Annotated in this window: 25 protein-coding genes; 8 read left to right on the top strand and 17 right to left on the bottom strand. The window is 67.8% G+C overall.

Translation table 11 applies throughout. The features are described from left to right. Window positions 1-41 precede the first annotated feature (41 nt). On the bottom strand, window positions 42-1,481 hold the full coding sequence (locus JOF42_RS09920) for a cation:dicarboxylate symporter family transporter (protein ID WP_210097709.1): 1,440 nt from the start codon (window positions 1,479-1,481) through the stop codon (window positions 42-44). A gap of 161 nt (window positions 1,482-1,642) precedes the next feature. On the opposite strand from JOF42_RS09920, the gene JOF42_RS09915 reads away from it, so the two are divergent. Then, window positions 1,643-2,923: a sensor histidine kinase gene (locus JOF42_RS09915; protein WP_210097708.1), complete on the top strand. Its 1,281-nt coding sequence runs from the start codon at window positions 1,643-1,645 to the stop codon at window positions 2,921-2,923. Beyond that, window positions 2,920-3,618 carry a response regulator gene (locus JOF42_RS09910; protein ID WP_210097707.1) on the top strand — a complete coding sequence of 233 codons (699 nt, stop codon included), beginning with the start codon at window positions 2,920-2,922 and terminating at the stop codon, window positions 3,616-3,618. The genes JOF42_RS09915 and JOF42_RS09910 overlap by 4 nt, the downstream gene beginning before the upstream one ends. Window positions 3,619-3,690: 72 nt before the next feature. On the opposite strand, the gene JOF42_RS09905 is transcribed toward JOF42_RS09910, so the two are convergent. The 3 genes from JOF42_RS09905 to JOF42_RS09895 form a co-directional block, all read right to left on the bottom strand. Further along, a complete protein-coding gene (locus tag JOF42_RS09905) occupies window positions 3,691-5,043 on the bottom strand; it encodes an FAD-binding oxidoreductase (protein ID WP_210097706.1) in 1,353 nt (450 codons plus the stop codon). A gap of 80 nt (window positions 5,044-5,123) precedes the next feature. Next, window positions 5,124-5,768 carry an FMN reductase gene (locus JOF42_RS09900; protein ID WP_210097705.1) on the bottom strand — a complete coding sequence of 215 codons (645 nt, stop codon included), beginning with the start codon at window positions 5,766-5,768 and terminating at the stop codon, window positions 5,124-5,126. 1 nt (window position 5,769) lies between these two features. Beyond that, window positions 5,770-6,993 carry an LLM class flavin-dependent oxidoreductase gene (locus tag JOF42_RS09895; protein ID WP_210097704.1) on the bottom strand — a complete coding sequence of 408 codons (1,224 nt, stop codon included), beginning with the start codon at window positions 6,991-6,993 and terminating at the stop codon, window positions 5,770-5,772. A 109-nt stretch (window positions 6,994-7,102) separates the two neighbouring features. Here JOF42_RS09895 and JOF42_RS09890 point away from each other — a divergent pair, with 109 nt between their 5' ends. Further along, window positions 7,103-8,263: an acyltransferase family protein gene (locus tag JOF42_RS09890; RefSeq protein WP_210097703.1), complete on the top strand. Its 1,161-nt coding sequence runs from the start codon at window positions 7,103-7,105 to the stop codon at window positions 8,261-8,263. Then, window positions 8,260-9,123, top strand: coding sequence for a serine hydrolase domain-containing protein (locus tag JOF42_RS09885; RefSeq protein ID WP_210097702.1), 864 nt, complete (start codon window positions 8,260-8,262; stop codon window positions 9,121-9,123). Before JOF42_RS09890 ends, JOF42_RS09885 begins: the two co-directional genes overlap by 4 nt. Window positions 9,124-9,136: 13 nt before the next feature. Here the strand turns inward: JOF42_RS09885 and efeB are convergent, their stop codons facing one another. The 3 genes from efeB to efeU are packed head-to-tail and all read right to left on the bottom strand — an operon-like array spanning window position 9,137 to window position 12,652. Beyond that, entirely contained in the window at window positions 9,137-10,426 is a 1,290-nt protein-coding gene (gene efeB / locus JOF42_RS09880) for an iron uptake transporter deferrochelatase/peroxidase subunit (RefSeq protein WP_210099159.1), read from the bottom strand. Window positions 10,427-10,472: 46 nt separating this feature from the next. Next, window positions 10,473-11,705: an iron uptake system protein EfeO gene (gene efeO / locus JOF42_RS09875; protein WP_210097701.1), complete on the bottom strand. Its 1,233-nt coding sequence runs from the start codon at window positions 11,703-11,705 to the stop codon at window positions 10,473-10,475. After that, window positions 11,702-12,652 carry an iron uptake transporter permease EfeU gene (efeU, locus tag JOF42_RS09870; protein WP_210099158.1) on the bottom strand — a complete coding sequence of 317 codons (951 nt, stop codon included), beginning with the start codon at window positions 12,650-12,652 and terminating at the stop codon, window positions 11,702-11,704. Before efeU ends, efeO begins: the two co-directional genes overlap by 4 nt. A 171-nt stretch (window positions 12,653-12,823) precedes the next feature. On the opposite strand from efeU, the gene JOF42_RS09865 reads away from it, so the two are divergent. Continuing rightward, window positions 12,824-13,828, top strand: a complete 1,005-nt coding sequence (locus JOF42_RS09865; RefSeq protein WP_210097700.1) for an isopenicillin N synthase family dioxygenase — start codon at window positions 12,824-12,826, stop codon at window positions 13,826-13,828. A 6-nt stretch (window positions 13,829-13,834) separates the two neighbouring features. On the opposite strand, the gene JOF42_RS09860 is transcribed toward JOF42_RS09865, so the two are convergent. From JOF42_RS09860 to rpsO, 3 genes are all read right to left on the bottom strand, one after another. Beyond that, complete coding sequence (locus JOF42_RS09860; RefSeq protein ID WP_259159494.1) at window positions 13,835-14,164, bottom strand: transcriptional regulator; 330 nt, start codon at window positions 14,162-14,164, stop codon at window positions 13,835-13,837. Next, complete coding sequence (locus JOF42_RS09855) at window positions 14,157-15,017, bottom strand: hypothetical protein (RefSeq protein ID WP_210097699.1); 861 nt, start codon at window positions 15,015-15,017, stop codon at window positions 14,157-14,159. Before JOF42_RS09855 ends, JOF42_RS09860 begins: the two co-directional genes overlap by 8 nt. A 154-nt stretch (window positions 15,018-15,171) precedes the next feature. Beyond that, complete coding sequence (gene rpsO, locus JOF42_RS09850; RefSeq protein WP_017203073.1) at window positions 15,172-15,441, bottom strand: 30S ribosomal protein S15; 270 nt, start codon at window positions 15,439-15,441, stop codon at window positions 15,172-15,174. A gap of 184 nt (window positions 15,442-15,625) precedes the next feature. On the opposite strand from rpsO, the gene JOF42_RS09845 reads away from it, so the two are divergent. Further along, window positions 15,626-16,918: an MFS transporter gene (locus JOF42_RS09845; RefSeq protein ID WP_210097698.1), complete on the top strand. Its 1,293-nt coding sequence runs from the start codon at window positions 15,626-15,628 to the stop codon at window positions 16,916-16,918. 31 nt (window positions 16,919-16,949) lie between these two features. Here the strand turns inward: JOF42_RS09845 and JOF42_RS09840 are convergent, their stop codons facing one another. The 3 genes from JOF42_RS09840 to JOF42_RS09830 all read right to left on the bottom strand — a co-directional run bounded on the left by JOF42_RS09840 (window position 16,950) and on the right by JOF42_RS09830 (window position 19,734). Beyond that, window positions 16,950-17,504, bottom strand: coding sequence for a YceI family protein (locus JOF42_RS09840; protein WP_045280511.1), 555 nt, complete (start codon window positions 17,502-17,504; stop codon window positions 16,950-16,952). A 180-nt stretch (window positions 17,505-17,684) separates the two neighbouring features. Beyond that, complete coding sequence (locus JOF42_RS09835) at window positions 17,685-18,053, bottom strand: FKBP-type peptidyl-prolyl cis-trans isomerase (protein ID WP_210097697.1); 369 nt, start codon at window positions 18,051-18,053, stop codon at window positions 17,685-17,687. Between the two features lie 232 nt (window positions 18,054-18,285). After that, a complete protein-coding gene (locus JOF42_RS09830; RefSeq protein WP_245340777.1) occupies window positions 18,286-19,734 on the bottom strand; it encodes a PrsW family intramembrane metalloprotease in 1,449 nt (482 codons plus the stop codon). 89 nt (window positions 19,735-19,823) lie between these two features. On the opposite strand from JOF42_RS09830, the gene JOF42_RS09825 reads away from it, so the two are divergent. Continuing rightward, window positions 19,824-20,693, top strand: a complete 870-nt coding sequence (locus tag JOF42_RS09825; RefSeq protein ID WP_210097696.1) for a fumarylacetoacetate hydrolase family protein — start codon at window positions 19,824-19,826, stop codon at window positions 20,691-20,693. Between the two features lie 61 nt (window positions 20,694-20,754). Here JOF42_RS09825 and JOF42_RS09820 read toward each other — a convergent pair whose 3' ends face one another. Further along, window positions 20,755-22,215: an aspartate ammonia-lyase gene (locus JOF42_RS09820; RefSeq protein ID WP_210097695.1), complete on the bottom strand. Its 1,461-nt coding sequence runs from the start codon at window positions 22,213-22,215 to the stop codon at window positions 20,755-20,757. A 93-nt stretch (window positions 22,216-22,308) separates the two neighbouring features. Continuing rightward, on the bottom strand, window positions 22,309-23,223 hold the full coding sequence (locus tag JOF42_RS09815; RefSeq protein ID WP_210097694.1) for a metallophosphoesterase: 915 nt from the start codon (window positions 23,221-23,223) through the stop codon (window positions 22,309-22,311). Between the two features lie 81 nt (window positions 23,224-23,304). Here JOF42_RS09815 and JOF42_RS09810 point away from each other — a divergent pair, with 81 nt between their 5' ends. Beyond that, a complete protein-coding gene (locus JOF42_RS09810; protein WP_210097693.1) occupies window positions 23,305-23,871 on the top strand; it encodes a TetR/AcrR family transcriptional regulator in 567 nt (188 codons plus the stop codon). Window positions 23,872-23,895: 24 nt separating this feature from the next. On the opposite strand, the gene JOF42_RS09805 is transcribed toward JOF42_RS09810, so the two are convergent. Then, window positions 23,896-24,231, bottom strand: a complete 336-nt coding sequence (locus JOF42_RS09805; protein WP_210097692.1) for a peptidase — start codon at window positions 24,229-24,231, stop codon at window positions 23,896-23,898. Beyond that, window positions 24,228-25,613: an inorganic phosphate transporter gene (locus tag JOF42_RS09800; protein WP_210097691.1), complete on the bottom strand. Its 1,386-nt coding sequence runs from the start codon at window positions 25,611-25,613 to the stop codon at window positions 24,228-24,230. Before JOF42_RS09800 ends, JOF42_RS09805 begins: the two co-directional genes overlap by 4 nt. Window positions 25,614-25,766: the final 153 nt, after the last annotated feature.

Genomic DNA, 25,766 nt, shown 5'->3' with positions numbered 1-25,766 from the left:
GACGACACGTCGACCCCCGCATCCCTCTTTTCCGCTGAAGGTCAGTTCCGCGTGGCGCGAAGCCGAGCCCGCTCCTCCTTCGCCGCCATCTCGTCGAGGGCGGACTCTTTGAGGCCCTGGACGTCGACGGCATCCCGCTCGTCGGCCATCCCGTGCTCGTCCACGCCGTCGAGCTGCGACTCCTCGAAGGGCAGCGCACCGCTGAGCACCTGCTGCACGCGGTCGCGATCGATCTGACGAGTCCACGTGCCGATCAGGAGGGTGGCGACCGCGTTGCCGGTGAAGTTGGTGAGCGCGCGCCCCTCGGACATGAAACGGTCGATGCCCACGATCACGCCGACGCCGTCGACCAGATCGGGACGGTAGGCCTGCAGACCACCGGCGAGCGTCGCGAGCCCCGCACCGGTGACACCGGCGGCTCCCTTGCTGGCGATGATCATGAACACCAGGAGTCCGATCTGCTCACCGATCGACATCGGCTGTCCCATTCCTGTGGCGATGAAGAGCGACGCCATGGTCAGGTAGATCGCGGTTCCGTCGAGGTTGAACGAGTACCCCGTCGGCACGGTGATGCCGACGACCGGCTTAGAGACGCCGATGTGCTCCATCTTCGCGATGAGGCGCGGAAGCGCGGACTCCGACGACGAGGTACCGACGATCAACAGGTACTCACGTGCGAGGTACTTGACCAGGCTGAAGATGTTGACGCGGGTGACCGCGTACAGCAGGGTTCCCAGCACCACCACGATGAAGAGGATGCACGTGATGTAGAACGCGATCATGAGCACGCCGAGGCTCCAGATGGCTGCGATGCCGGTCTTGCCGACCACCGCCGCGATCGCTCCGAAGGCGCCGAGGGGCGCGAGCCACAGGATCATGCCGAGGATGCGGAACACGAGCTTCTGCAGGTTCTTGACGGCATCCATGATCGGGGCGCCCTTCTCCCCGAGTCCCTGGAGCGCGAAGCCCACCAGCAGGGCGATGAAGAGCACCTGCAGGACGCTCTCGCCCGTGAACGCCGAGAAGAAGGTCGTGGGGATGATCCCGAGGATGAACTCCGTGGTGGTCTTGGCCTCGGTGTCGGTCGCGTCGTAGCTCGAGTTCGCCATGTCGAGGCCGGCACCCGGGTGGATGATGTTGCCGACGACCAGGCCGATCGCGAGCGCGAACGTGGACATGACCATGAAGTACAGCAGCGCCAGGCCGCCGATCTTGCCGACCGTCGCCGCTTTCGCGATCGAGCCGACGCCGACCACGATCGTGCAGAAGATGATCGGCGCGATCATCATCTTGATGAGCGACACGAAGCCCTTGCCGATCGGCTCGAGGCTCTGGCCCACCTCCGGCCAGATCAGGCCGACCGCCGCACCGAGCACGACGGCGATGATCACCGACACGTACAGCCAGGTGTGCCTGTCCCAGGCCTGCTTGCCCCGCCGCCAGTGGAAACCGGGAAGCGAGAACCCTGTCGTGATGGCCATGTTTTCCTCCTTGATCATGAACGTCGTCGTCTCATGCCCGCAGGCGCCCTCGCCTTCGGTAAGCTCACCGTCGCGGACTTCCCTCGGCAGCACCATTTGTGGTCGTATTGGTCACCACCGGTATCCCGGACTCCGCGATCACCGACGATCGGAAGGACGCGATGAGCCACGCCCGCGACACGAGGAGCATCGCTTCCCGGGTCTTCCTCGTGCTGTTGGCAGCAGCGGTCGTGGTGGGCGCCCTGGTGGCCGTCTTCCTCGTCGTGGATGCGCAGCGCGCCACCCATGCGGAAGCGGAGCGCGTGACCGCTGCCACAGCGGCGACGCTCGCCTCATCCCCACTCGTGATCGACGCGCTCGCGTCCGATGAGCCGGGCGACGCGACCCGAGTGCTCGAGCCGTACACGCTCGAGGTGATCGCGGACGCCGGTCTCGACTTCGTGACGATCATGACGCCCGACGGAACACGACTCACACACCCCGATCTCGATCAGATCGGCGGAGACTATCTCGGCACGATCCCCGACGCGCCGCGCACGCTCACCGAGGTCTTCACCGGCACCCTGGGCCCCTCGGTGCGGACCATCGTGCCCGTGGTCGCGTCCGGAGGCGAACTGCACGGCTGGGTGTCGTCCGGGGTCACGATCGAATCCATCTCCGAGACCCTGATCCGCCGCCTGCCGCTCTCGATCGGCATCACGGTCGGACTGGTCGCCCTGGGCGCTCTCGGTGCCTGGATCGCGCGTCGATTCACCCGGGGGATCGCCGGGGACCTGCCACCGGGGAAGGTACGTGACGCCGTGTCGTCGTACGAATCGCTGCGCACGCTCGGAGACGCGCTGCGCGCCCAGACGCACGAGCACGGCAATCGGATGCACACCGCCGTCGCGCTCCTCGAGCTGGGGCGCACCGACGAGGCGATCGAGATCCTGACCGCGACCTCGCGCCAGAGCCAGTCCCTCGTCGATCAGGTGACCGCACGGCAGGCCCGCGACCCTGCAGTGGGCGCGCTGTTGCTCGGCAAGGCGTCACAGGCCAGGGAGCGCGGAATCGACTGGCGGGTCCGCATCGACCCGGACACCCCCGCGTCACCCCTCTCCCCCGTCGACAGCGTCGCCGTGCTCGGCAACCTGATCGACAACGCCATGGATGCCGCAGCGGCGGGCACCGAGCGCTGGGTCGAGGTGGTGCTGCGGCCCTCGACGGGGGGCGGAATCATCCTGGAGGTGTCGGACGGCGGTGACGGCATCCCCTCCGAACTGCGCCAGCGCGTCTTCGCCCACGGGTACTCGACGAAACCGGCGGGCGCGCAGGGGCGAGGCGTCGGACTCGCCCTCGTGGAGGCGGTCGTCGTCGGGGCGGGCGGCTCCGTGGAGCTCACCGCTCATCCGACCACCTTCACCGTCGTCCTCCCACCGGCGAGAGGACGGAGGACACCGTGATCCGCACCCTGATCGTCGACGACGACGCTCTGACGCTCGAACTCCATCGCTCGTACCTCGAGAGGATCGACGGCTTCGTCGTCGGCGGCGAGTGCACCGGAGCCCGTGCCGCGCTCAGGGCGGTGCTCGAACAGCCACCCGAGGAGCCTTTCGATCTCGTCCTCCTCGACATCACGATGCCCGACGGCTCGGGCATCGACGTGCTCCGCGGGCTCCGTTCCCGCGCGGCGGCTGTGGACGTGGTCGCGATCACCGGTGTGCGCGATGCCGAGACCGTGCGGCAGATGGCCGCTCTCGGGGTGTACCAGTACCTCGTGAAGCCGTTCCCGTTCGCGGTGTTCCACGAGCGCCTGACCGCCTATCGAACGTATCGGGAGCAGGCGCGGTCGACGGCCGGCGAGGCGACCCAGGCGGAGATCGATGCGCTTCTCGGACGCACGACCGGGACGATCCCGATTCCCAAGGGACTGTCGGCGGCCACGCTGCAGAAGGTGACGTCCGAGCTGCGTTCCTCCGGCGCCGCGGTGTCGGCGAGCGAGGCGGCCGCGCGGCTCGGGATGTCGCGGGTGTCCGTGCGGAGGTACCTGGAGCATCTCACCGATTCGGGCATCATCACACGCAGCGCCCGGTACGGCGCACGTGGACGCCCCGAAACGGAGTACAGCTGGATCCGACGCGCTGGTGGAGACGACTGACGCCCGTGCGTCCCAGCGCCGGCCCCATCTGTTCGGACGGCGCAGGTACTGCCCTGTGGTCGACGTCCGCAGTCAGCGCGGGAGCCGACCCTCGTGGATCAGCGATTCCGGATCTGCAGCAGCCCTGACCTCGCGGAGACGACCGATCGACTCTGGGTCACCGCACCGCTCGAGAGTCTCTCCCGGACCGAGGAAGGTCGGGACCGTCTGCGGTGCGGCGGCCCGGGCCAACACGTCTCGGAAACCCGACATGCTCGCGTCACCCGGTTCGCTCGGCACTCCCGGAAAGACGGGCACGAGCGCGTGGAGCAGCCAATCGACACCCTGGAGCGTCGCGAATCCCGATCGCCTCGGGTCATCCACCGCGCCACCCAGCATCCGGATCTCGATGCCCATGATCGGCCACTGCTCCGGCAGCCCGCGGAAGCGGAAGAGGTCGTCGATCGTCGTGTCGTCGAGCGACGAGAGCGCGGCAGACACTCCCTTGCCCGGCGTCGGCTCGGTGGGTTCGCCGCTCGCTGCGGCGACGGACTTCGGTGACGTCGCCCCTGAGACCTCACGCCGAACGGTACCGGCTCGCCGAACGCGGTCGATCAGGTCGTCAGCGGCCCCGACCGTGGACAGCGCCTGCACGGTGAGGAAGCTGCGTCCGCGTATCTCCTCGGGCAGCTGCGGGGTGTCGGGCATGCGCATCGAGTTCACGAACACGTTGAGCGACGTCGGGGCGTCCGCGGACAGGTCTCGGACAGCCCGCATCACCGACCCGGCGTCTGCGGCGTCGAAAGCGAGCTCGGTGCCCCACAGCGTCGGCGCGGGCACGAGGTCGATCTCGAGTGCCGTCACGATTCCGACGATGCCGCCCGCGCCGCGAAGCGCCCACATCAGCTCCGGGTCGCTCTCGTCATCGATCCGCTCGTGGGTTCCGTCGCCGCGCGGCACCCACGCGGCCCTGAGGTTGTCGGACCCCAGTCCCGCCGTGCGGCTGAACCAGGAGTGGCCGCCGCCCAGGGTGTACCCCGCGACGGCGACGACCGGGCTCGTACCGGCAGGAGCCACCCAGCCGGTTCCTTCGAGCGCCTCGACGACGGCACCCCACCGGACTCCGCTGCCGACCCGGACGACACCGGATCCGAGGTCGACCGAGAGCTCGTCGAAGGCGGCCATGCGGACGATGACGGCCTCGGCGAGGTCTCCGTCGGCTCCGTGACCGGTGGGCTGCACCGCGAGCCTCACTCCCGCGTCGCGCGCGGTGTGGAGAAGCGTGCGCAGATCGCGCAGATCAGCCGGCACCGCAACGCCCGCCGGATGCTGTTCGATCGCCAGGTTCCACGGACGGCGAGCAGCTTCGAAGGATTCGTCGCCGGGGAGGATGAGGTCGCCGCGCAGGGCATCCCGCGCGGATTCGAGCACAGAACGAAGGGCCATGAGGTCACCGTACGACGCCCTTCGGACATCGTCTACGGCCTCATGGCCCTGCATATGTCCCGGTCGAGCCGGGGCATCGTTCATTCTCCGGCGAGGCCGCCGAGCATGTGCCCGAACGAGCGTCCTTCACCGAGATAGGTGGCCGGGTCGTAGGGATCCGCGACCGCAGCCGTCTCGCGACGCGCGATCGCCTCAGCGAGCTCACGGGCGCCCTTCTCGACACGCTTCGCGAGGGGTGCCACATCGTCACCGGCTCCGCCCCAATCGCTGGACGCCGCGAACACACCCGTCGAGACGGCCTCGGCGTGCAGGTAGGCGAACAGCGGACGGATCGCGTAGTCGATCGCGAGCGAGTGCCGGGCAGTGCCGGCGTTCGCTCCGATCAGCACCGGTTTGCCGGTGAGCGCGTCCGGGTCGAGCACGTCGATGAACGACTTGAACAGTCCGTTGTAGCTCGTGGAGAAGATCGGCGTGACGGCGATCAGCGCATCCGCCGACACGACGGTGTTGATCGCGGTCTCCAGCGCCGGCGGCGCGAACCCCGTGAGCAGGTTGTTCGTGATGTCGTGCGCGTAATCGCGCAGCTCGATCACGTCGACGCTGGCGTCGAGGTCGTGAGCGGCGAGCGCCTTCACGGTCTCGGCCGCGAGACGATCCGCGAGCATCCGCGTCGACGAGGGGTTCGAGAGCCCCGCCGAGACGACGGCGATCCGACGAGTGGCCATCTCAGGCCTCCTTCCGACTGAGTCCGAAGGCGGCACCGGCCGGAGCCGGGGTGTCCTGGTACGGAGAGTCCGCGGTCAGGTTGTCGCCGCGGTTCGCACCCGGGCGCGCCTGACGGGTGGGCCCGTCGCCGAACTCCGCCTTCACTCGGGCCGCGTGCGTCGGGGCGTCCGGCACGGTCGCCGGTCGATCCTTGGCCAGCTCCTTGCGGAGCACCGGCACGACCTCGGAGCCGAGGATGTCGAGCTGCTCGAGGACCGTCTTCAGGGGCAGACCCGCGTGATCGATCAGGAACAGCTGGCGCTGGTAGTCCCCGTAGTGCTCGCGCATCGCGGCGTAGCGGTCGATGACCTGCTGAGGCGACCCGACCGTGAGCGGGGTCATCTCGGTGAAGTCCTCCATGCTCGGCCCATGTCCGTAGACCGGGGCGTTGTCGAAGTACGGGCGGAACCGATTCACCGCATCCTGCGACTTCGCCGCCATGAACACCTGCCCGCCGAGACCGACGATCGCCTGCTCCGGCGTGCCGTGTCCGTAGTGGGCGTAGCGCTGGCGGTACAGCTCGATCAGACGCTGGTAGTGCTCCTTCGGCCAGAAGATGTTGTTCGCGAAGAAGCCGTCGCCGTAGTAGGCGGCCTGTTCGGCGATCTCGGGCGTACGGATGGAGCCGTGCCAGACGAACGGAGCGACGCCGTCGAGCGGACGGGGAGTCGAGGTGAAGCCCTGCAGCGGGGTGCGGAACTTGCCCTCCCAGTCGACGACATCCTCACGCCACAGCTTGTGCAGCAGGGCGTAGTTCTCGATCGCGAGCGGGAGGCCCTGACGGATGTCCTTGCCGAACCACGGGTAGACCGGTCCGGTGTTGCCGCGGCCGAGCATGAGGTCCATTCGGCCGTCGGACACGTGCTGCAGCATCGCGTACTCCTCGGCGATGCGCACAGGGTCGTTGGTCGTGATGAGCGTCGTCGACGTCGACACGATGAGCCGCTCGGTCTGGGCGGCGAGTGCGGCGAGGAACGTCGTGGGGCTCGAGGACCAGAACGGAGGGTTGTGGTGCTCGCCGATCGCGAAGACGTCGAGACCGACCTCTTCACTGTGCTTGGCGATCGCCAGGGTGGCCTTGATCCGCTCCTGCTCACTCGGCGTGACACCGGTGGTGGGGTCGCGGGTGATGTCGCTGACCGACATGATGCCGAACTGCACCGGGACGCCTGCCTGCTCACTCATGATTGCTCCGTCTTCTCCGAACCGGATGCCCTGCACCCGCTTCTATTCATTTGAATGTATCTGAGTCAACGCGATGCGAGCAACATTATTCCCCGAGTAGCCTCGGAGGATGCACAGTGCCGGAGCCGATACGACGAACCCCGCCACCGGATCCGTCCAGAAGCCCCGCAGACGCGTCCCGTTCTGGGACAACGCGCGGTACGCCTGCATCGTCCTCGTCGTCCTCGGACACGCGATTCAACGCCTCACCTACGACTCCGACATCGCACTCGCGGCGTATCTCGCGCTGTACGCCTTCCACATGCCTGCGTTCGCGATCATCTCGGGGTACTTCTCGAAGTCGGGCTCGCCGACCCGCGTGCAGATGGCTCGCGTGATCACCGACATCCTTCTCCCGTATTTCATCTTCGAATTCCTCTGGACCCTGACGAAGTTCCTCGTCGAGGGACACGCAGATCCGAACTTCACCAAGCCGTCCTGGACGCTGTGGTTCCTCCTGGCTCTCGGCATCTTCCGTCTCGTGCTCCCCTACCTCGCCCTGCTGCGATGGCCGTTGCTGTGGACCGTCATCATCTCCATCGGCGTCGGCTACCTCCCCAACGTCGACAGCACGTTCTCCCTGTCCCGCACGCTCGGCCTGCTGCCGTTCTTCACTCTGGGCTGGTGGCTGCGCGAGCGCGACATCGTGTCTCGCCTGCGCCTTCTGGACGTCCGCCCCTGGTGGATCCGTCTCGCGAGCGTCGTGGTCCTCGCAGTCGCTGGCTTCGCCGCCTGGAACTGGATCGACGTGTGGAAGGAGATCGATCTCGGCCACTGGCTGTTCTACGAGGACGCCTACGCCGATCTCGGCGGAGAGCAGTGGTGGGCCGGCGGCGTGCGCATCGCACTGATGCTGCTCGCCGTGGTGCTGAGTGCGGCGTTCTTCACGCTGATCCCCCGAGGGACATACTGGTGGACGCGGTTCGGCCAGTACACGATGTACGTGTTCCTCCTGCACTCGTTCGTCCTGTACCCCTTCCGCGAGTCCGGCGTCCTGCGCGATCTCGACCCGACCTGGCTGTGGTTGCCTCTGGTGACACTGCTCTCGGTCGCACTGGCACTCGCACTCGCGACGAAACCGGTGCGGTGGGTGTTCCGACCGCTCGTCGAACCGCGCCCCCGCTGGCTCTTCAGAGACCCTGATCTCGCCGGCCGCGAGGGGCACCGCAGCGATCCCACCGGATCCCGCAGGCCTCGCCCTCCGCACGCACCGGTCGAACCGCGCCGATGACGCGAGCCCAGCAGATCCGCGACCGCATCGTGGAGCACGTCGACGAATCGGGATTCGGCGCCCACGGACTCCACGTCCGTGTCGGCGGCGATGTCGCCGAACATCGGTGGACGCCCGACGTCCGCGAGGAGATCCACTCGGTCGCGAAGGGCATCTGCGTGCTCGCCGTCGGGCTCGCCGCCGACGAAGGCCTGATCGAACCGGACGCACCGGTGACGCAGTACCTGCCGGAGTTCACGGTCGGCGACGGCGTCGATCAGGTCACGCTCCGGCACCTGCTGTCCATGTCGAGCGGCATCGACCTCCCCTGGTCCGAGACCCTGATGACGGATTGGCCCGATCTGGCGAGGGAGTTCCTCTCACGCCCGTCGCGCGGGCGGGTGTTCCAGTACTCCAACGCCAGCACCTACACGGCGATGACCGTGCTCGCGGCGAGGGTCGGCGACGTCGTCGAGTTCCTCCGCCCGCGGCTGCTCGGCCCGCTCGGCATCGACGACATCGAGTGGGAGCGCTGCCCCCGGGGACGCATCGTCGCCGGGAGCGGCATCGCCCTGCGCACGGAGGAGCTCGCACGCCTCGGACACCTCATCCGCGACCGCGGCGAGTGGGAGGGACGACACCTCGTGCCGGCCTCAGTGATCGACGCGATGCACTCCGACTGGGTGGTGGCGGGCGCGAATCCCGGCTATGAGCGCTACGCGATGTCGGGCTGGGACGGCCCCGGCCCGAGCTGGCGTCTGCACGGCGCCTATGGGCAGCTGCTGATCTTCCGTGACGACGCGGTCGTGACCATCACGGCTGACGACCATTTCGGCGCGGACGCCGTGGCCGCATTCGCGGTCGACACCCTCGACACCTGAGCGAGGACTCGCGTCAGGCGAAGAGACCGACCCCGACGTATGACCCCGGTGTCGCACCTGCGGGGATCGCCCAGATCCCCGAGCCGACATGCCTGATGTACTCGTTCATGCGATCGGTGGACAGCCGTCGCTGCAGGGTGATGAACTGCGCGGGATCGCGCTGATACGAGAGGAAGAAGAGCCCGGCGTCGAGACGTCCGAGGTCGTTGTTGCCGTTGACGTAGTTGAACCCGCGGCGGAGGATGCGGATGCCGTCGTTCTGGCTCGGGTGCGCCAACCGCACGTGCGCGTCGGCGTCGATGGCCGAGGTGCCGAAGTCGGGTGCGGCGAACTCGTCACCGCCCGACAACGGGGCGCCCTCGCCCTTGTCGCGCCCGATGATCGCATCCTGTTCGGAGAGCCGCACGCGATCCCACGTCTCGATCAGCATCGCGATCTTGCGGGCAACCAGGTACGAGCCGCCCGCCATCCATGCGGGCTCGTCGGATGGCGCCACCCAGACGTTCTCGTCGAGAGCGGCGGAGTCGTCGGCGAGGATGTTCGCGGTGCCGTCCTTGAATCCGAAGAGGTTCCGCGGGGTCGCCTGACCGGATGTCGTGCGGGAGGTCTTGCCGAAGCCGAGCTGCGACCAGCGCAGCTTCGCGCGCCCGAAGGCGATTCGGCTGAGATTGCGGATCGCATGAACGGCGACCTGAGGGTCATCCGCGCAGGCTTGGATGCAGAGATCACCGTGGGACGTCTGCGGGTCGAGGTCGTCACCGAGGAAGGCGGGAAGGCGCACGAGGGCGGCCGGGCGTCGCTCCGCGATGCCGTACCGGTCGCCGTCCTCGTTCTCGAACAGGGTCGGACCGAAGCCGATCGTGATCGTGAGACCCGCCGCAGGAAGCCCGAGCGCCTCTCCGGTGTCATCCGGCGGGACCTCCGCATCGCCGCCGACCGCGCCGGTCGCGCTCACCTCGAGCCCCTGGGACATCCGAGAGGCGGCGTAGGTCCAATCCTGCAGCAGGCTGACCAGGTCGTCGCGGTCGGTGCGGGGCATCATGTCGAACGAGGCGAAGTGCAGGTGCTCCTGGACGGGGGTGGTGATCCCGGCCTGATGCGCACCGAAGAAGTCGTAGGCGTGCTCGGCCTCGGCGTGAGCCCTGGTCCGGCCGAGTGCGACCCCGCCGGCGAGGCCTGCGCCCATGCCGACCGCGAGCGAAGCCACTCCCCCGCCGATCGCGAGACCGAGGAGTCCTCGCCGGCTGAGACCAGCGGCAGGGTTCGCCGCGGCCGCCTCCCCCGTCACGGAGTCGGCGACCATGGCATCCTTCGAGCTTTCTTCCACCTGCGAGATCGTACCCGTCGAATCAGTCGAGGACGGTGCCCGTGAGCTGCGACAGCGGCTCCGCGAGCGCGTTGATGAGGTCGGTGAACTCCCGCTTGTCGGCGTCGGTCAGCTCGGAGTACCCGACGAATCCGTCCGCCAGGGAACCGTGAGCCGCGAGCGACTCCTCGAGAGCGGTGTATCCGTCCTCGATCTCGGTCACCAGCGCCGCGCCGTCGTCGCCCTGAGCGGTGGCGAAGTCCTGCACGAGCGAGAACGCCATCTTGGAACCCTCGACGTTCGCCGCGAAGTCGTAGAGGTCGGTACCCGACCACCAGTCCTCCTCGCCCGAGATCTTGCCGGTCGCGACCTCGTCGAGAAGCGCGATCGCGCCGTTCGAGATTCCGCCGATGCCCTGGTCGTCCAGCGCGGTGGTGAAGTCGTCCGAGTGCACGTAGTCGTAGAGCTCCTGCACGTCGGCGAGCAGCTGGTCGCCGTAGTCGGCACGCTCGTCGGTCGTGGACGGTGCCCAATCCTGCCAGGCCGGCGTCTCACCGTCGGCGTTCAGAGCGTCCTGCGCAGGAACCCAGAGGTCCTTCTCGATGCGGTGGAAGCCCGTCCAGTCGAGTCCCTCGGCGACGGCGTCGACCTCGCGGTAGTCGATCCGCGGGTCGAGCGTGCCGAGGGCCTCGGCGACGGGCTCGATGCGCTCGTAGAACGCCCGCGTCTGCGGGAAGAGGGCGCGGGCGGTCTCGTCGTCGCCCGACTCGTAGGCGGCGACGAGCTCGTCCACCGCAGGCACGAGTTGTCCGACCTGGTCCTTCACGAACGCGGCGTACAGATCGACGGCCTGCTGCTTCTGCTCGGCGTCCTCGCCCTCGACGGCGACCCGGTCCCCTGTCACGGTGAACTCGGACTTGCCGACGCCGTCGCCGATCATGCCCGGCTTGCACAGCGTGAAGTACTTCCCGGGCTGGGCGACGACCGTCAGCGTGCGCGATGCGGAGGGTGCGATGTTCTCGACCTCGCCGACGATACGGAGCCCGTCATCCGCGAGCAGGTAGAACTCCGAGGTCTGTCCGCTGTCGTTCGTCACGTCGAAGGTGAGCGTTCCGCTCTTCGCGGTCGTGCCGGACACGGCGCACTCCGAGTCGGTCGACGAGACGTCGAACGCCGCGCCGGCGGCGACGTCGCTCTTGGCGACGCAGCCGCTCAGGACGAGGGCTGCAGCGCCCGCGGCGGCGACGACACCGAGGATTCGGCGAGAGGTGGTCATGCTGCTCCTTGCTGGGTGAGTGCGGATGCCGACCGGTCCTGTTCTTCGGAGGTCGGGGTTCGAGGTTCGGAGGGGCGGCGGGCGCACAGCCCGCGGACGAAGAAGAATCCGACGACGACCAGATACAGCACCCACGCGGCGACCTGGAGCCAGGTCATGCGCGGCATGAATCCGACGGTCGCCTGCAGGATCGTGGCCCAGGCACTGTCAGGGGCGATGACGTTCGTCACGTCGAGCGCCCAGCCGAAGGGGAAGGCCGCCCAGCCGAGGGCGACGGCACCGGTCGCGGCGTCGATCGGAGCGGCGGCGGTGAACGGGCCCGGAAGCGCACCGGCCTCCTGGAGGTCCATGATCGCGTAGGCGAGCACCCCGGCGGCGACGATGACGAGGAATCCGCTCGTCCAGGTGAAGAATCGACGGAGGTCGAGTCGCATGGCGCCACGCGCGAGAAGCCAGCCGATCACCACAGCCGTGAGCAGGCCGAGCACCGCTCCGATCAGTGCGGACGGCGCGCCTCCGAAGGACTGGACCATCGACCACAGCAGAAGAGTGGTCTCGATCCCCTCTCGAGCCACCGAGACGAAACCGATCGCGACCAGCGCCCAGATACCTCCCTGGGTCAGCGCGCGGTCGAGTCCGCCCTCGAGCGTCGCCTTCATCGTGCGACCGGCCTTCTGCATCCAGAAGATCATCCAGGTCACCATGGCGACCGCGAGCAGTGACAGCAGCCCTCCGATCAGCTCCTGCGCCTCGAACGTCAGAGCGTACGCTCCGAAGGTCAGGACGGCTCCGATGCCGAGGGCGAGCGCGACCGCGAGTCCCACGCCGGCCCAGAGCCTCGGCAGAGCATCGCTGCGTCCGAGTCGTCGAAGATAGGCGACGAGGATGCCGACGACGAGCGCGGCCTCGAGGCCTTCACGAAGACCGATGAGGAAGGTGGCGAGCACGGAGGGAGACACGGAGGGAGACTCTCTGGGAGAAGACCAAGGTAAGGCATCCCTTACCTAAAGGAGGTTAGCACCAGATCCCCGCCCGCTCGAAATCGGCGTTCGGGATGAGGTCGGTAATCCGACGCAACACACGGCCGCACACCCTCGGGACCGATCTACGCTCGGTGAATGGCTGATCTCTCGCTCCCCATCCTCGACCTGTCCCAGCTCGATGCCGGCCCCGAGGCCGCCGCGCGATTCCGAGACGACCTCAGGGCCGCGACCCACGATGTGGGCTTCTTCTACCTCACGGGCACCGGGATCTCCCCCGAGCTGGAAGCGCGCCTGCATCGAGCGGCGCTGGATTTCTTCGCGCTGCCGGACGACGACAAGCTCGCGATCGAGAACGTCAACAGCCCGCACTTCCGGGGGTACACCCGCATCGGCGGAGAACGGACCCAGGGCAAGGTCGACTGGCGCGAGCAGATCGACATCGGCCCGGAGCGCGAGCCCGTCGAGGGCGGGCCGGCCTTCAACCGCCTGGTGGGCCCGAACCTGTGGCCCGCTGCGCAGCCCGAGCTCAAAGCGGTCGTCACGGAATGGCACGACACACTGACCGAGATCGCGCACAAGCTGCTACGAGCCTGGGCCACCACCCTCGGGGCGGAGGAGACGTACTTCGACGAACCCTTCCGTGACCCGTCGACCCTCATCAAGATCGTCCGCTACCCGGGCACCCATGAGCCGGAGCCCCAGCAGGGTGTCGGCGCGCACAAGGACTCCGGCGTCCTCACCCTGCTCTGGGTGGAGCCGGGCAAGGGCGGGCTGCAGGTGGAGCGCGACGGCGAGTGGGTGTCTGCTCCCCCGGTCCCCGGAGCGTTCGTCGTCAACATCGGAGAACTGCTCGAGTACGCGACCGGCGGCTACCTCAAGGCGACCAACCATCGCGTGATCTCGCCGAAGGCGCCCGAGGAGCGCATCTCGATCCCGTTCTTCTTCAACCCCGCCCTCGACCAGCAGCTGCCGCTCCTCGAACTGCCGGCAGACCTCGCCGCCGAGGCGACCGGCATCACCGAGGACCCGAGCAACCCCATCCACGCCACCTACGGCGAGAACGCCATGAAGTCACGACTGCGCGCCCACCCCGACGTGGCGGCGATCCATCATCCAGACCTGGTCGGGACGAGCGCCTGACGTGACCTACAGCGCCGAGCCGCCTCCGAGCGCGACGATCTCGCGCAACGCCTGGAGGTGTCCGGCGAAGGCCGCGCGGCCCGCTGCCGTCGAATAGACCCACGTGCGAGGGCGGCTGCCGAGGCTGCCCTTGCGCGCCACGACGTACCCTGCGGCCTGCAGATGCGAAATGGCCTTGCTCAACGGCGAGTCACCGCACTGGAGGATCTCGCGCAGCGTCGCGAAGTCCAGCTCGATGCCGTCCCCGAGCGAGGCCAGGACCGAGAAGCGGATCGGCGATGCGAAGTTGTCGTCGAGTCGCGTCCGCGGGTGAGGCACCGACGGGATGTCAGTCACGCAGATCACGCCCGGGGATGAAGGACACGGCGATGAACAGCGCGATGATGCCCAGGCCGCCGACGAATCCGAGGCCGATCGGAACGCCGTCGAGCAGCACGAGCAGCGTCAGCGCGCCTGCGGCGACAGCGAAAGCGACGAGGTGCGGCCAGCGCCACGACGCGCCGATCGCCGGGAGGCCCATCTCGCTGCGCGCCGCGACGAGCCATGCGAAGGTCATCAGCAGGACGAGCAGGAGAAGCGTGCTCGCCAACAACCCGTCGGGCGCCGAGCCCAGCATCGCCATCACTCCGAGAGCGACTCCGACGCAGATGGTTCCCCATCGGATGCCGCGAGGAAGCGGCTTCGGCGTCGACCGCGGTGGCCGTGGGTCGCCGGATGCACGAGCGAGCTGCACCGCACCGTACCCACCGAACCCGACCAGTATGAGGATGGCCGGGATCCACACGCCGATGGCCGGGAACCCCGGATCGAAGATCGCGAAGCCGAAGACGACGAGAGCCGCGATCGTCAGCGCCCCGCCAGCCACCAGCGCGGGCCAGCGCGACCACGTCAGGCGCAGCTGCATCCCGCTGCGCTGAGCCATGCCCGTGGAGAGCTGCCCCCACATGAGAAAGCTGAAGACGAAGACCTGCGGCGTCACACCGCCGTGACCGCGTATCGCCGCAGCCAGAGCGACGAGGTACACCGACGTGGTCACCGCGTTCACGAGCTGCAGCCACGCCAACGACCGCCGGTCCACTGCGCGGGCGCGCCGGTTCACCGCGGCGTCCGCCTCATCGAGATACTGTCGGGCGATGTCCGCACTGGGAGGCGGGAGCGCTTCGTGTCCTTGGACCGGCTTCTGCTCCATCGCGTGACCCCCTTCGCTTTCCATCTGGAAAGCTCACTACTTTCCTAATGGAAAGCTTGTAGGAGGTCAACCCCGACAATGACGAAGGCCGCCCCACACCAGGGACGGCCTTCTCAAGAATGTTCTGCGCGATTGTACGCTGGCTCGCTGCGCCTTATCGGCGGAGACCCAGGCGTGCGATCAGCGAGCGGTAACGCTCGATGTCGACGCTCTGGAGGTAGCCGAGCAGACGACGGCGCTGACCCACGAGCAGGAACAGGCCACGACGCGAGTGGTGGTCGTGCTTGTGCTCCTTCAGGTGCTCGGTGAGGTCCTTGATGCGCTGCGTCAGCATCGCGGCCTGCACCTCGGGGGATCCGGTGTCACCGGGGTGCGTCGCGTACTCTTCGATGATCGCCTTCTTGACGTCTGCTTCCAGTGCCATAGATTCGATCCCCTCTCTGCTTGTTGCGCGGTGCCCGACGCCTGATGCGTGAGCTCTCTTTATCCGCGGCCGATCGAACGGCAACCTGAAGAGTCTACCAGGACTCGATGGCGGTGCGTGACCTCCGTCGGCTGCACCTTCCGCGTCTCGGATACGCTCGGGTCATGCACGACAGGCACGCGGCGTGAGCACGGCTCGCAGTCATCTGATCGACCTCAGCCCTCTGAAGGCCAGCCCGGCGTTCGCGCGGATGTGGATCGGCTCCGTGCTCGCGGGCATCGGCGGCCAGCTCACGATCGTCACCGTGATGCTGCACGTGTTCGCGCTCACCGGGAGCACCTTCGCCGTCTCGATGATCGCCGTGGCGGGGCTCGTGCCGATGATCCTCGCCGGCCTCTACGGCGGGATGCTCGCCGACGCATTCGATCGTCGGCGCGTCGCGCTGATCGCCGCGACCGTGACGTTCGCGTCGACCGGCCTGCTGGCCGCGCTCACCTGGACCGGGGCGGAGACGATCTGGTGGCTGTACGTCCTGAGCATCATCAACTCCGCCGCGAACTCCGTGGGAATGGCGACCCGCACCGCGATCGTCCCCCGCCTGATCCCCCGCGATCTGCTGGCTGCGGCCTCCGCGCTCAACGGCGTCGCGTTCGGCCTCACCGTCATGGCGGGGCCGGCCCTCGCCGGCATACTCGTCGCCCTGACCGGATACGGGTGGACGTACACGATCGACGTCGTCCTGATGCTGTCGATGTTCCTCGGACTGTGGACCCTGCCGTCTCTGCGCCCCGAGGGCGAAGTCGTGCGCCCCGGCCTCGCGTCGCTGGTGGACGGGTGGCGTTTCCTCCGGCGGGCGAGCAACATCCGCACGCAGTACGTCATGGACATCATCGCGATGACCTTCGGCCAGCCCCTCGTGCTGTTCCCCGCCCTCGGCACCGTGCTGCTCGGCGGCGGCGCCGTCACGACCGGCATCCTCACGGCGGCCGTCGCCGTCGGCACGTTCACCTCGAGCCTCTTCTCGGGGCGAGTCGTGCAGTACCGATGGCACGGCCGCGGGATCGAGCGGGCGGTCGAGGCGTACGGCGCCTCGATCATGGGATTCGGCGTGGTCCTGCTGATCGGCGCCTTCTCCGCGCCCGCGACCGAAAAGCTCCCGAACGTCGGCCTGATCGTCGCCGCCTGCATCCTGCTCGCCGCCTCCGGGGCTTCCGACAACGTCAGTTCGATCTATCGGAACACGATGATGCAGGCATCGGTCCCCGACTCCATGCGAGGGCGCCTTCAGGGTGTGTTCATCATCGTCGTCGCCGGCGGGCCGCGTGTCGGCGCGCTGTACGCGGGCACCCTCGCCTCGCTCACGACACTGTGGTTCCCACCCCTTCTCGGAGGATTCCTGGTGATCGCCCTCGTCGCTCTGCTCGCGCGTCGCAGCACCCGGTTCCGCGCGTACGACGCAGAGAACCCCGAGCCCTGAGGGGCCCGGGGTTCTCGCGATCTGCTGGTGATCAGTCCTGCTGCAGAGCACCCTGCAGGTCGAGGCTGATCGTGACGTCCTTGCCGACGAGCACGCCACCGGTCTCAAGCGCCGCGTTCCAGGTCAGACCGAAATCCTCACGGTTGATGACGGTCTTCGCCGAGGCGCCGGCCTTGTAGTTGCCCCACGGGTCGGAGCCGAACCCGCCGAAGTCGAGCTCGAAGCTGACCGGCTTGGTGATGCCGCGGATGGTCAGGTCGCCGTCGACGAAGAGCTCGCCGCCCTCGGCGCGCGCACCCGTCGAGACGAACTCCATGGTCGGGAAGTTCTCGGTGTCGAAGAAGTCGCCCGAGCGCAGGTGCGTGTCGCGCCCCTCGTCCTTCGTGTCGATCGACGTGACGTCGACGCTCGCCTCGACGCGAGCCTCGAGGGGGTTCTCGGGGGCGATGAGCGTGGCGCTCTTGACGCCGAAGGTGCCGCGCACCTTGGAGATCATCATGTGGCGGACACTGAAGGTGACCTCGCTGTGCGACGGGTCGAGCACCCAGGTGCCTGCGCGGTAGCCGGGAATGTCGATGGTGGTCATGGTTTCTCCTCGGGAGACATCAGCCGCACTGTGCGGCAACGGATGAGGGGCCGTGTTCACGGCGTCACGGATAACAACTTACATGCAGATGCATATATTCCCCTGTGTGCGAAGAACTTTTCGGGAATGAGAAAGGCGCCGAGCCCCGAGGGACACGGCGCCTTCCGGCATCTGTCGGGATCAGCCGACGGCGACGAGGTCGATGATAAAGATGAGGGTCTTGCCGGAGAGGAAGTGTCCGCCTCCGACGGGCCCGTAGGCGAGATGCGGCGGGATGACCAGCTCACGGCGTCCGCCGACCTTCATACCGGGGATGCCGTCCTGCCAACCCTGGATCAGACCGCGGAGCGGGAACTGGATGGTCTCGCCACGACCCCACGACGAGTCGAACTCCTCGCCGGACTCGAACTCGACACCGGCGTAGTGCACGGTCACGGTGTCGCCGGGCTTCGCCTCGGCGCCGTCTCCTTCGATGAGGTCGCGGATCACGAGCTCCGCGGGAGCGGGGCCGGTGGGGGCGTCGAACTCAGGCTTTGTGCGATCAGTCATGGTTCCATCCAACCCGAGCGCCCCGGTACGGGTCAACGCGGTGACGCCTGCTCAGAGCGAACACGGCGCCGGGACGCTGATACGAGGGAATCCGACCCGGTTCGCTCGAAGCTCTTGACACCCGTGCACACCGGGTGCACCCTGTTTACAGATCAACTCAGCGCCCGGTAGACATGCAGGCATCGCCGCAGCACCGGGCGCTGAGTCTGTCACCGGACATCGAGTCCGGCGCTCAGTAGGCCAGGAGAGCCGCCCTCGTGGCCCGTGTACGAGCGAGCAGAGCCTGCTCGTCCGCCGGAGCCATCGGGTCGCGGCCCGTGATGGCGCGCTGGCGAACGGATGCGAGCGTCGTGGCGTCCTTGATGAACTCGCGCATGAGCGGGCGGCGGTCTCCGCGCAGTTGCGCGGCCCAGCCCAGCCCGGTCTTGCGACCGGCCGGCGTGGCCAGCATGGTGACCTCTTCGGGCGTGAACCATCCGGCGGCGGCGTAGTCGCCGAGGCGCGCCTTGGTCAGTCGGGATTCCTCCCGCCGAAGCGCGATGATACCGAAGATGAAACCGACGAACAGAGGGACCTGCAGCACGAAGTAGAGCAGGAAGAAGTTCGCGAACGACGACCCGTTCCAGAGCCCGTGCAGGAACATCGCGCCGAGCATCCCGAGAAGACCGAACCCGAGCGCCGCACCTGCCGAGGCGTGGCGCCGAGCGGCCAGCCCGATCGCGAGGCCGGTGAGCGAGGTGAACATCGCATGCGCGAACGGCGACATGATCGCCCGCAGGATGAACGTCACGGTGAGCTGCTCGCCACCGCCCTCGATGAGACTGATCGCGAAGTACTGGATGTTCTCGGTGAAGGCGAAGCCCGCACCCACCAGGGCGCCGTAGACGACGCCGTCGACCGGGCCGTCGAACGAACGGCGGGCGATCAGGAAGATCAGGAAGACACCGAAGCCCTTCCAGAACTCCTCGACGATGGGCGCCTGGATCACCGCTCCGGCGACCTCTCCCCTCATGCCGAGGACGGCGGTGAGACCGAGATCGACGAGGAGCGTCAGCCCGACGGCCGCGATGGCACCCCAGGCGATCGCGAAGAACACGAGAGACTTGGGCTCGGGCTCCCATCGATCGATCATCCGTACGACGAAGAAGACGATCGCGAGCGGAACCAGTGCGAGTACGAGGCCGATGACCGATGCCAGCGGGCCCAGGGCCAGACCGAAGTAGGCGATCAGCGCCAGAAGCAGCAGGCCGAGGAACCCGAACAGGCAATAGAGGGCGATGCGTCCGCCGCGACGGGCAGCGGGCAGCGCGGGCAGCCCCTGTGCAGGAGACGGAGCCGCGGGCGCAGGCGGAGAGTAGGGAGTCGGCTGAGCGAGAACGGACGCGTACGCGGGACGCTGCGAGAAAGGGGCGGGCATGTAGCTCGACTGCGCGTACTGCTGAGCGGAGTACTGCTGCGGGGCCGGCGGCTGGTTCGCGGGGTACGCCTGCGGCTGCTGCGGGTATCCGGGCTGCTGCGGATACCCGGGCTGCTGCGAGTACCCGGGCTGCTGCGGAGCGGGCTGCTGCTGCTGCGGATACCCCTGCGGCTGGGGCGGAGCCGGAGGTTGCTGGGCCGGAGGCTGCTGCGGCGCGGGCGGCGGCGTGTATGGCGATGGCTGGGACGGTCCTCCGGAACTCATAGGCAAAAGCATATGGGGAACAACCAAGTTCCCCTCGGTCTGGCGACTTCCTCCAGCATTTCCCGCGCCTCACCGGATAGCGTAGAAGCATGCGGTTCGCTCATCTGCGTCGTGCCGACTCTCCCGCTGCGCATCTCGCAGTGGTGGAGGGTGCCGACGCCATCCTCGTCTCCGATCTCCTTCCCGACCCCCCTGCCTCGCTGCAGCAGCTGATCGAGGGCGGCGCGCAGATGCTCGCCGCACTCCGATCCGCTGTAGCGGGCAGCGACGCACCGCGGCATCCGCTCGACGCCTGGGAGTTCGCCTCCGCGGTGATCGCTCCCCCCGCGGTTCTCGCGGTCGGACTCAACTACGCGGCCCACTCCAGTGAGCTCGGGCTGAAGACCGACGCGGCACCGACCGTGTTCACTCTGTGGCCCAATTCGCTCACCGGACACGAGCAGACGACTTCCTGGCCGCGCGCGCTGAGCGAGGCGGTGGACTACGAGGCCGAGCTCGGTGTGCTGATCGGCACTCCTGCGAAGGATGTCGCCGAAGCCGACGCGCTCTCCCACGTCTGGGGGTACACGGTGGTCAACGACATCACCGCTCGGAACGTCCAGTTCTCCGAGGCGCAGTGGTCTCGCTGCAAGTCGTTCGACGGATTCACGCCGACAGGCCCCTTCGCCGTCACGGCCGACGAGATCGCCGACCCGCAGGACCTCCACATCTGGGCCGTCGTCGACGGACAGACCGTGCAGGATGCCAGCACCGACCAGATGGTCCGGTCGGTCGCGAAGCTCATCGCGCACCTCTCGCAGTCGCTGACGCTGCTGCCCGGCACCCTGATCTCGACGGGAAGCCCGGGCGGTGCAGGATACTCGCGCGATCCGCAGATCTTCCTGCGTGACCGCTCCACGGTGACCGTCGGCATCGACGGCATCGGCGAGCTCACCACGCACTGCCGCGTTCTCGACTGAGTACCCGCGCATACGTGACGAAGGCCCCGGCGGACATCGCCGGGGCCTTCGTCGTGTCCGGTCAGATCTCGATGAGATCCTCGGGGGCGATCACCGGGATCGCCGCGGTGATCGCCTCGAGGCCCGACAGACGCGCCGGCGACAGCTGCTTGATGACCTCGTCACGCGACATCAGACCGGCCTCGACGACCAGATCGGCGACGTTGCGGTTCGTGAGGAGTGCGGTCTTGGCCAGCGCGGCCGCGGCCGCGTAGCCGATGAACGGGGTGAGCGCGGTGATGACGCCGACCGATGCTCCGACCATCGCCCCGAGACGGTCGCGGTTCGCGGTGATGCCGTCGATGCAGTTCACGCGGAGCGTCCACATCGCCTGACGCATCCAGGTGATCGACTGGAAGATCGAGTGCGCGATCACGGGCTCGAAGGCGTTGAGCTGCAGCTGCCCCGCCTCGGCCGCCATCGTCACGGTCATGTCGGCGCCGGCGACAGCGAAGGCGACCTGGTTGACGACCTCGGGGATCACGGGGTTGACCTTGCCGGGCATGATGCTCGAACCCGCCTGCATCGCGGGCAGGTTGATCTCGCCGAAGCCGGCCTGCGGCCCCGACGACAGCAGACGCAGGTCGTTGCAGATCTTCGAGAGCTTCATCGCGTTGCGCTTGAGCGTCGACGAGAACGACATGAAGGAGCCCGTGTCACTGGTGGCCTCGACGAGGTCGGCCGAGGTGACCAGGTCGAGCGACGTGATCTCGCGCAGGTGCTTCAGCACAGCGGGCGCATAGTCGACGTGGGTCGTGATGCCGGTGCCGATCGCCGTGGCGCCCATGTTGATCTCGAACATGAGAGACGCGTTCTCGGTGAGGCGCGTGTGGTCGTAGCCGAGTGTCGACGCGAAGCCGTGGAACTCCTGACCGAGTGTCATCGGCACGGCATCCTGGAGCTGCGTGCGTCCGACCTTCAGGACGTCGTGGAACTCGTGCGACTTGTTGAGGAACGACACGCGCAGCAGATCGAGTTCCTCGAGCAGCGAGCGCAGCGTCAGCGACAGGCCGATCTTGACCGCGGTCGGGTACACGTCGTTGGTGGACTGGCTGCGGTTGGTGTGGTCGATCGGCGACAGGAACGCGTAATCGCCCTTCTCGTGGCCGGCGAGCTCGAGAGCGATGTTGGTGATGACCTCGTTCGCGTTCATGTTCGTCGAGGTCCCGGCGCCGCCCTGGATGACGCCGACCGTGAACTGGTCGTGGAACTCCCCGTCGATGACACGCTGTGCGGCGCGGTCGATCAGGTCGGCGCGTTCTGCATCGAGCACGCCGATCTCGCGGTTGGCGCGGGCACTCGCCTGCTTGACCATCGCGAGGGCGACGATCAGGTCGGGGTAGACCGAGATCGGACGCTTGGTGATCGGGAAGTTCGCGTCGGCACGGGCGGTGTGGATCCCCCAGTACGCGTCGGCGGGAATCTCCATGCTCCCGAGCGAATCGGTCTCGGTACGGGTGAGGGCAGGCGCGGCAGAAGCCATGTCACATCCTTGTGGGTAGTGGCGAGTGTGTGATGCGGGGGATGCATCCAGTCTACGCCCGAGCGCATGCGCCGACAGGGATACGACGGCGCGTCAGCGTTTGCGCGAGAAGGCCTCGAGACGCTCCGCGGGGCTGAGCTTCGCCATCCTCTCGAGCCAGGCGGGCGAGAAGTGGTCGCCGGTCGGGGCGTCGGTCACCGGAACGACGGTGTGCGTGATCGTGTCGGGCCGCACATGCACGAGCTGGAACGCCTGAGCGGCATCCATGCCGTTCACATCGGCAGCGGGCCGGGCGACGTTCATCGTGTAGCAGGTGGCCGAGGACACGCTCACCGGGACGCCGGCGAACGTCCCGTGCGCCGAGTAGTGCAGGTGACCGGCGAGGATGCCGCGCACGTCGCTCCCCCGGATGACGTCGGCGAGCTCGTCCTGATGCCGCAGCTCCAGGATGTCGAACAGAGGCACATGACTCGGGAGAGGTGGATGATGCATCGCGAGCAGCGTGCCGTGCGGTGCAGGTTCGCGAAGGATGTCGGCCAACCAGGCGAGCTGATCGTCGCCGAGATCGCCGTGATGCCAGCCGGGCACGCTGGTGTCGAGGGCGATCAATCGGAGCCCGTCGAGATCCCACACGCCGGTGATCGGCTCCTGTGTCGGCTCGAGGTCGAGCAGCCCCTCCCGCAGTGCCGGGCGTTCGTCATGGTTGCCGGCGACCCAGATCACGGGAGCTCCGAGCTCCTCGGCCACCGGCTCGACGGCAGCGCGCAGACGCCGGTAGGCGTCGGGCTCCCCCAGATCGGTGAGATCGCCCGTGATCACGATCGCCGCGGGGTGCGGGTGCACGGTCCTGATCGCGCCCAGCGTGCGAGCGAAGTTCGACTCCACGTCGTAGCGACCGCCGAGCCTGACACCACCGGCGAGGAAATGCGGATCGCTCACGTGGATGATCACGTGCGACGCCGGCTCATGACGGCCGAAGACGAACGCGGACTCGGAGTGCGCTGACATGATCTCAGCCTAAGCGCGACGACGACACCGGTACGAGGAGCGCCACCACATCAGGTGTAGTAGTCGAGATAGGGTTCCTGCATGGCGAAGAACGAGACCAGACGACGACTGATCGCGGATGCCGGGCTCACTGTCCTCGCGACGGAGGGGTCACGCGGACTCACGCATCGCGCCGTCGACCTCGTCGCCGGCGTCCCCGTCGGCACGACATCGAACTACTTCCGGAGTCGCGATGCCCTGGTCGAAGGGCTCGTCGAGCGCATCGGGGAACGGCTCGCCCCGAGCGAGGACGATCTCGTTCGCCGGTCGTCGGAGGCGCCGAGCAGAGAGTTGTTCGCGGACTACATCCGCGACATCGTCCGACGCCTCACGGATGATCGCGATGTGACGCTGGCCCTCTTCGAGCTGCGGCTCGAGAGCAGCCGCCGCCCCGAGGTCGCCGCCCTTCTCGGTGCATGGCAGCGGGCCGGGTTCGACGGAGACGTCGAGTTCAACTCGTCTGCGGGACTGCCGGGCGGCCGGCGCGAGATCGCGCTGTTCCACTACGCGATCGACGGGCTGATGCTCGATCGACTCACCACTCCGATCGATCCCGAAACCTCGACGGATGACATCGTCGACGACCTCGTCGCAGGGCTGCTGCCCTGAGATCGCCCGATCCTCGGCGCCCGATCAGTGCCCGACGACGATGATGAGGATACCGGCGACGACCGCCGCGGCGCACAGCGCGAAGCATCCGTAGGCGCCGAAGAGCGCCAGGCGGCGCTGCCCGTCGGTCAGGGGGTTCTTCTTCGCAGCCTTGGCGGCCTGCTTCGCGGCGCGCTTGAGCTCCTTCTCGGTGATCACGGTGATCGCGTCGGTGAACTCGGCAGGGCTCACCACGGGCGCGTGCCCACTGCGGACCAGCAGTCGGAGGCCGAGCGCGTAGAACGTCACGACGGCGCACGCGCCGACGAGGGCCGCGAGGAACACCTGGACGAACGCACTCCAGTCGATGTCGACGCTCACTTCGAGTCCTCGCTGTTCGCCGTCTCGGCATCGTCGATCTTGGTGGCGGGTGCCCCGCTCTTCGCCGCCTTCTTCGCGGCTTTGGCCTTCGCATCGGCCTTCGCGTCAGCCTTGGCCTTCGCATCGGCCTTCGCCTGGACCTTGAGCTGCTCCCGCGCCTCCGCACGAGCCTTCGCCTCGGCCTTGGCATCGGCGATGCGCTGCTGACGGCGGGTGAGCGGCGTGGTGTCGGGGTGCTCGATCGCGAGCCCCGACTCCGCCACATCACTCATCGCATTCGCGGGGGTCACGGCATCCTTGCGCGAACGCAGGAAGAGCCCGATGATGACCGCGAGAGCCAGCACGGTGTCGATCGCGATACCCCAGTTGCCGAGCCACGTGATCAGGAGCGCGGCGAGAGCACCGACGGCACCGGCGGCCGGAAGGGTGAGCAGCCAGCCGATCGCGATGCGGCCGGCAGTGCGCCAGCGCACGGTCGAACCACGACGGCCGAGACCGGATCCGATCACGGACCCCGATGCGACCTGCGTCGTCGAGAGGGCGAATCCGAAGGCGCTGGATGCGAGGATCGTCGCGGCCGTCGAGCTCTCCGCCGAGAAGCCCTGTGCGGGCTTCACCTCGGTCAGCCCCTTTCCGAGGGTGCGGATGATGCGCCAGCCGCCGAGGTAGGTGCCGAGCGCGATCGTGACGGCGCAGGCGATGATGACCCAGAGGTGCGGGTCGGCCTGCGAGCTGCTCTGCCATCCGACCGTGATCAGCGCCAGGGTGATGACACCCATCGTCTTCTGCGCGTCGTTCGTGCCGTGCGCGAGCGCGACCAGCGAGGAGGTGAAGATCTGCCCCCAGCGGAAGCCGTCGCGGCCGTCGGGCTTGCCGTCGTAGCGTCGAGTGATCGAGTACGCCAGCTTGGTGGCGGCGAACGCGATGATGCCGGCGGTGAGCGGGGCGATGAGCGCCGGGAGGATGATCTTCGAGAGCACCATGCCGAAGTCGATACCGCCGACCCCGACGCCGACCAGAGTCGCGCCGATGAGTCCGCCGAACAGCGCGTGGGAGGAGCTCGACGGCAGACCGAGCAGCCACGTGAGCATGTTCCAGGTGATCGCGCCGATGAGTCCGGCGAAGATCATCGGCAGGAACACATCGCCTTGGATGGTGTCCTCGCGGATGATCCCGTGCGACACGGTCTTGGAGACCTCGGTCGAGAGGAACGCACCGACCAGGTTCAGGACCGCTGCGAGCAGGACCGCGGTCTTGGGCTTGAGAGCACCGGTCGCGATGGGCGTCGCCATCGCGTTCGCGGTGTCATGGAACCCGTTGGTGAAATCGAAGAAGAGTGCCAGCAGGATAACCAGCACGACGATGAGGGCTGCGGTTTCCACCGTTCGCTTTCGGTCGTTGAGGAAGAGGGAGGTGTCGACGAGATCGACGTGACGAACGAAGAGTTCACCGTGGGTTTGACTTCCGTTAACCGGCCCCGCGCAATCCTCCCACCCTGTCGGGTGCCGGTCAACTCGACCTGGGCTAGCGTGGAT

It is taken from the genome of Microbacterium phyllosphaerae, from assembly GCF_017876435.1.
GTDB classification, from domain to species: domain Bacteria; phylum Actinomycetota; class Actinomycetes; order Actinomycetales; family Microbacteriaceae; genus Microbacterium; species Microbacterium phyllosphaerae.
This window is presented reverse-complemented; position numbering and strand designations above follow the sequence as displayed.

Bases quoted from the DNA above. Each gene is read 5' to 3' on its own strand.
- JOF42_RS09820 (WP_210097695.1), bottom strand. From the start codon at position 22,215: ATGGCTTCTGCCGCGCCTGCCCTCACCCGTACCGAGACCGATTCGCTC.
- JOF42_RS09895 (WP_210097704.1), bottom strand. From the start codon at position 6,993: ATGAGTGAGCAGGCAGGCGTCCCGGTGCAGTTCGGCATCATGTCGGTC.
- efeB (WP_210099159.1), bottom strand. From the start codon at position 10,426: ATGGTCGCCGACTCCGTGACGGGGGAGGCGGCCGCGGCGAACCCTGCC.
- efeO (WP_210097701.1), bottom strand. From the start codon at position 11,705: ATGACCACCTCTCGCCGAATCCTCGGTGTCGTCGCCGCCGCGGGCGCT.
- JOF42_RS09865 (WP_210097700.1), top strand. From the start codon at position 12,824: ATGGCTGATCTCTCGCTCCCCATCCTCGACCTGTCCCAGCTCGATGCC.
- JOF42_RS09905 (WP_210097706.1), bottom strand. From the start codon at position 5,043: ATGGCCCTTCGTTCTGTGCTCGAATCCGCGCGGGATGCCCTGCGCGGC.
- JOF42_RS09890 (WP_210097703.1), top strand. From the start codon at position 7,103: ATGCACAGTGCCGGAGCCGATACGACGAACCCCGCCACCGGATCCGTC.
- JOF42_RS09825 (WP_210097696.1), top strand. From the start codon at position 19,824: ATGCGGTTCGCTCATCTGCGTCGTGCCGACTCTCCCGCTGCGCATCTC.
- JOF42_RS09815 (WP_210097694.1), bottom strand. From the start codon at position 23,223: ATGTCAGCGCACTCCGAGTCCGCGTTCGTCTTCGGCCGTCATGAGCCG.
- JOF42_RS09885 (WP_210097702.1), top strand. From the start codon at position 8,260: ATGACGCGAGCCCAGCAGATCCGCGACCGCATCGTGGAGCACGTCGAC.
- JOF42_RS09855 (WP_210097699.1), bottom strand. From the start codon at position 15,017: ATGGAGCAGAAGCCGGTCCAAGGACACGAAGCGCTCCCGCCTCCCAGT.
- JOF42_RS09915 (WP_210097708.1), top strand. From the start codon at position 1,643: ATGAGCCACGCCCGCGACACGAGGAGCATCGCTTCCCGGGTCTTCCTC.
- JOF42_RS09840 (WP_045280511.1), bottom strand. From the start codon at position 17,504: ATGACCACCATCGACATTCCCGGCTACCGCGCAGGCACCTGGGTGCTC.
- JOF42_RS09830 (WP_245340777.1), bottom strand. From the start codon at position 19,734: ATGAGTTCCGGAGGACCGTCCCAGCCATCGCCATACACGCCGCCGCCC.
- JOF42_RS09810 (WP_210097693.1), top strand. From the start codon at position 23,305: ATGGCGAAGAACGAGACCAGACGACGACTGATCGCGGATGCCGGGCTC.
- rpsO (WP_017203073.1), bottom strand. From the start codon at position 15,441: ATGGCACTGGAAGCAGACGTCAAGAAGGCGATCATCGAAGAGTACGCG.
- JOF42_RS09920 (WP_210097709.1), bottom strand. From the start codon at position 1,481: ATGGCCATCACGACAGGGTTCTCGCTTCCCGGTTTCCACTGGCGGCGG.
- JOF42_RS09835 (WP_210097697.1), bottom strand. From the start codon at position 18,053: ATGACTGATCGCACAAAGCCTGAGTTCGACGCCCCCACCGGCCCCGCT.
- JOF42_RS09900 (WP_210097705.1), bottom strand. From the start codon at position 5,768: ATGGCCACTCGTCGGATCGCCGTCGTCTCGGCGGGGCTCTCGAACCCC.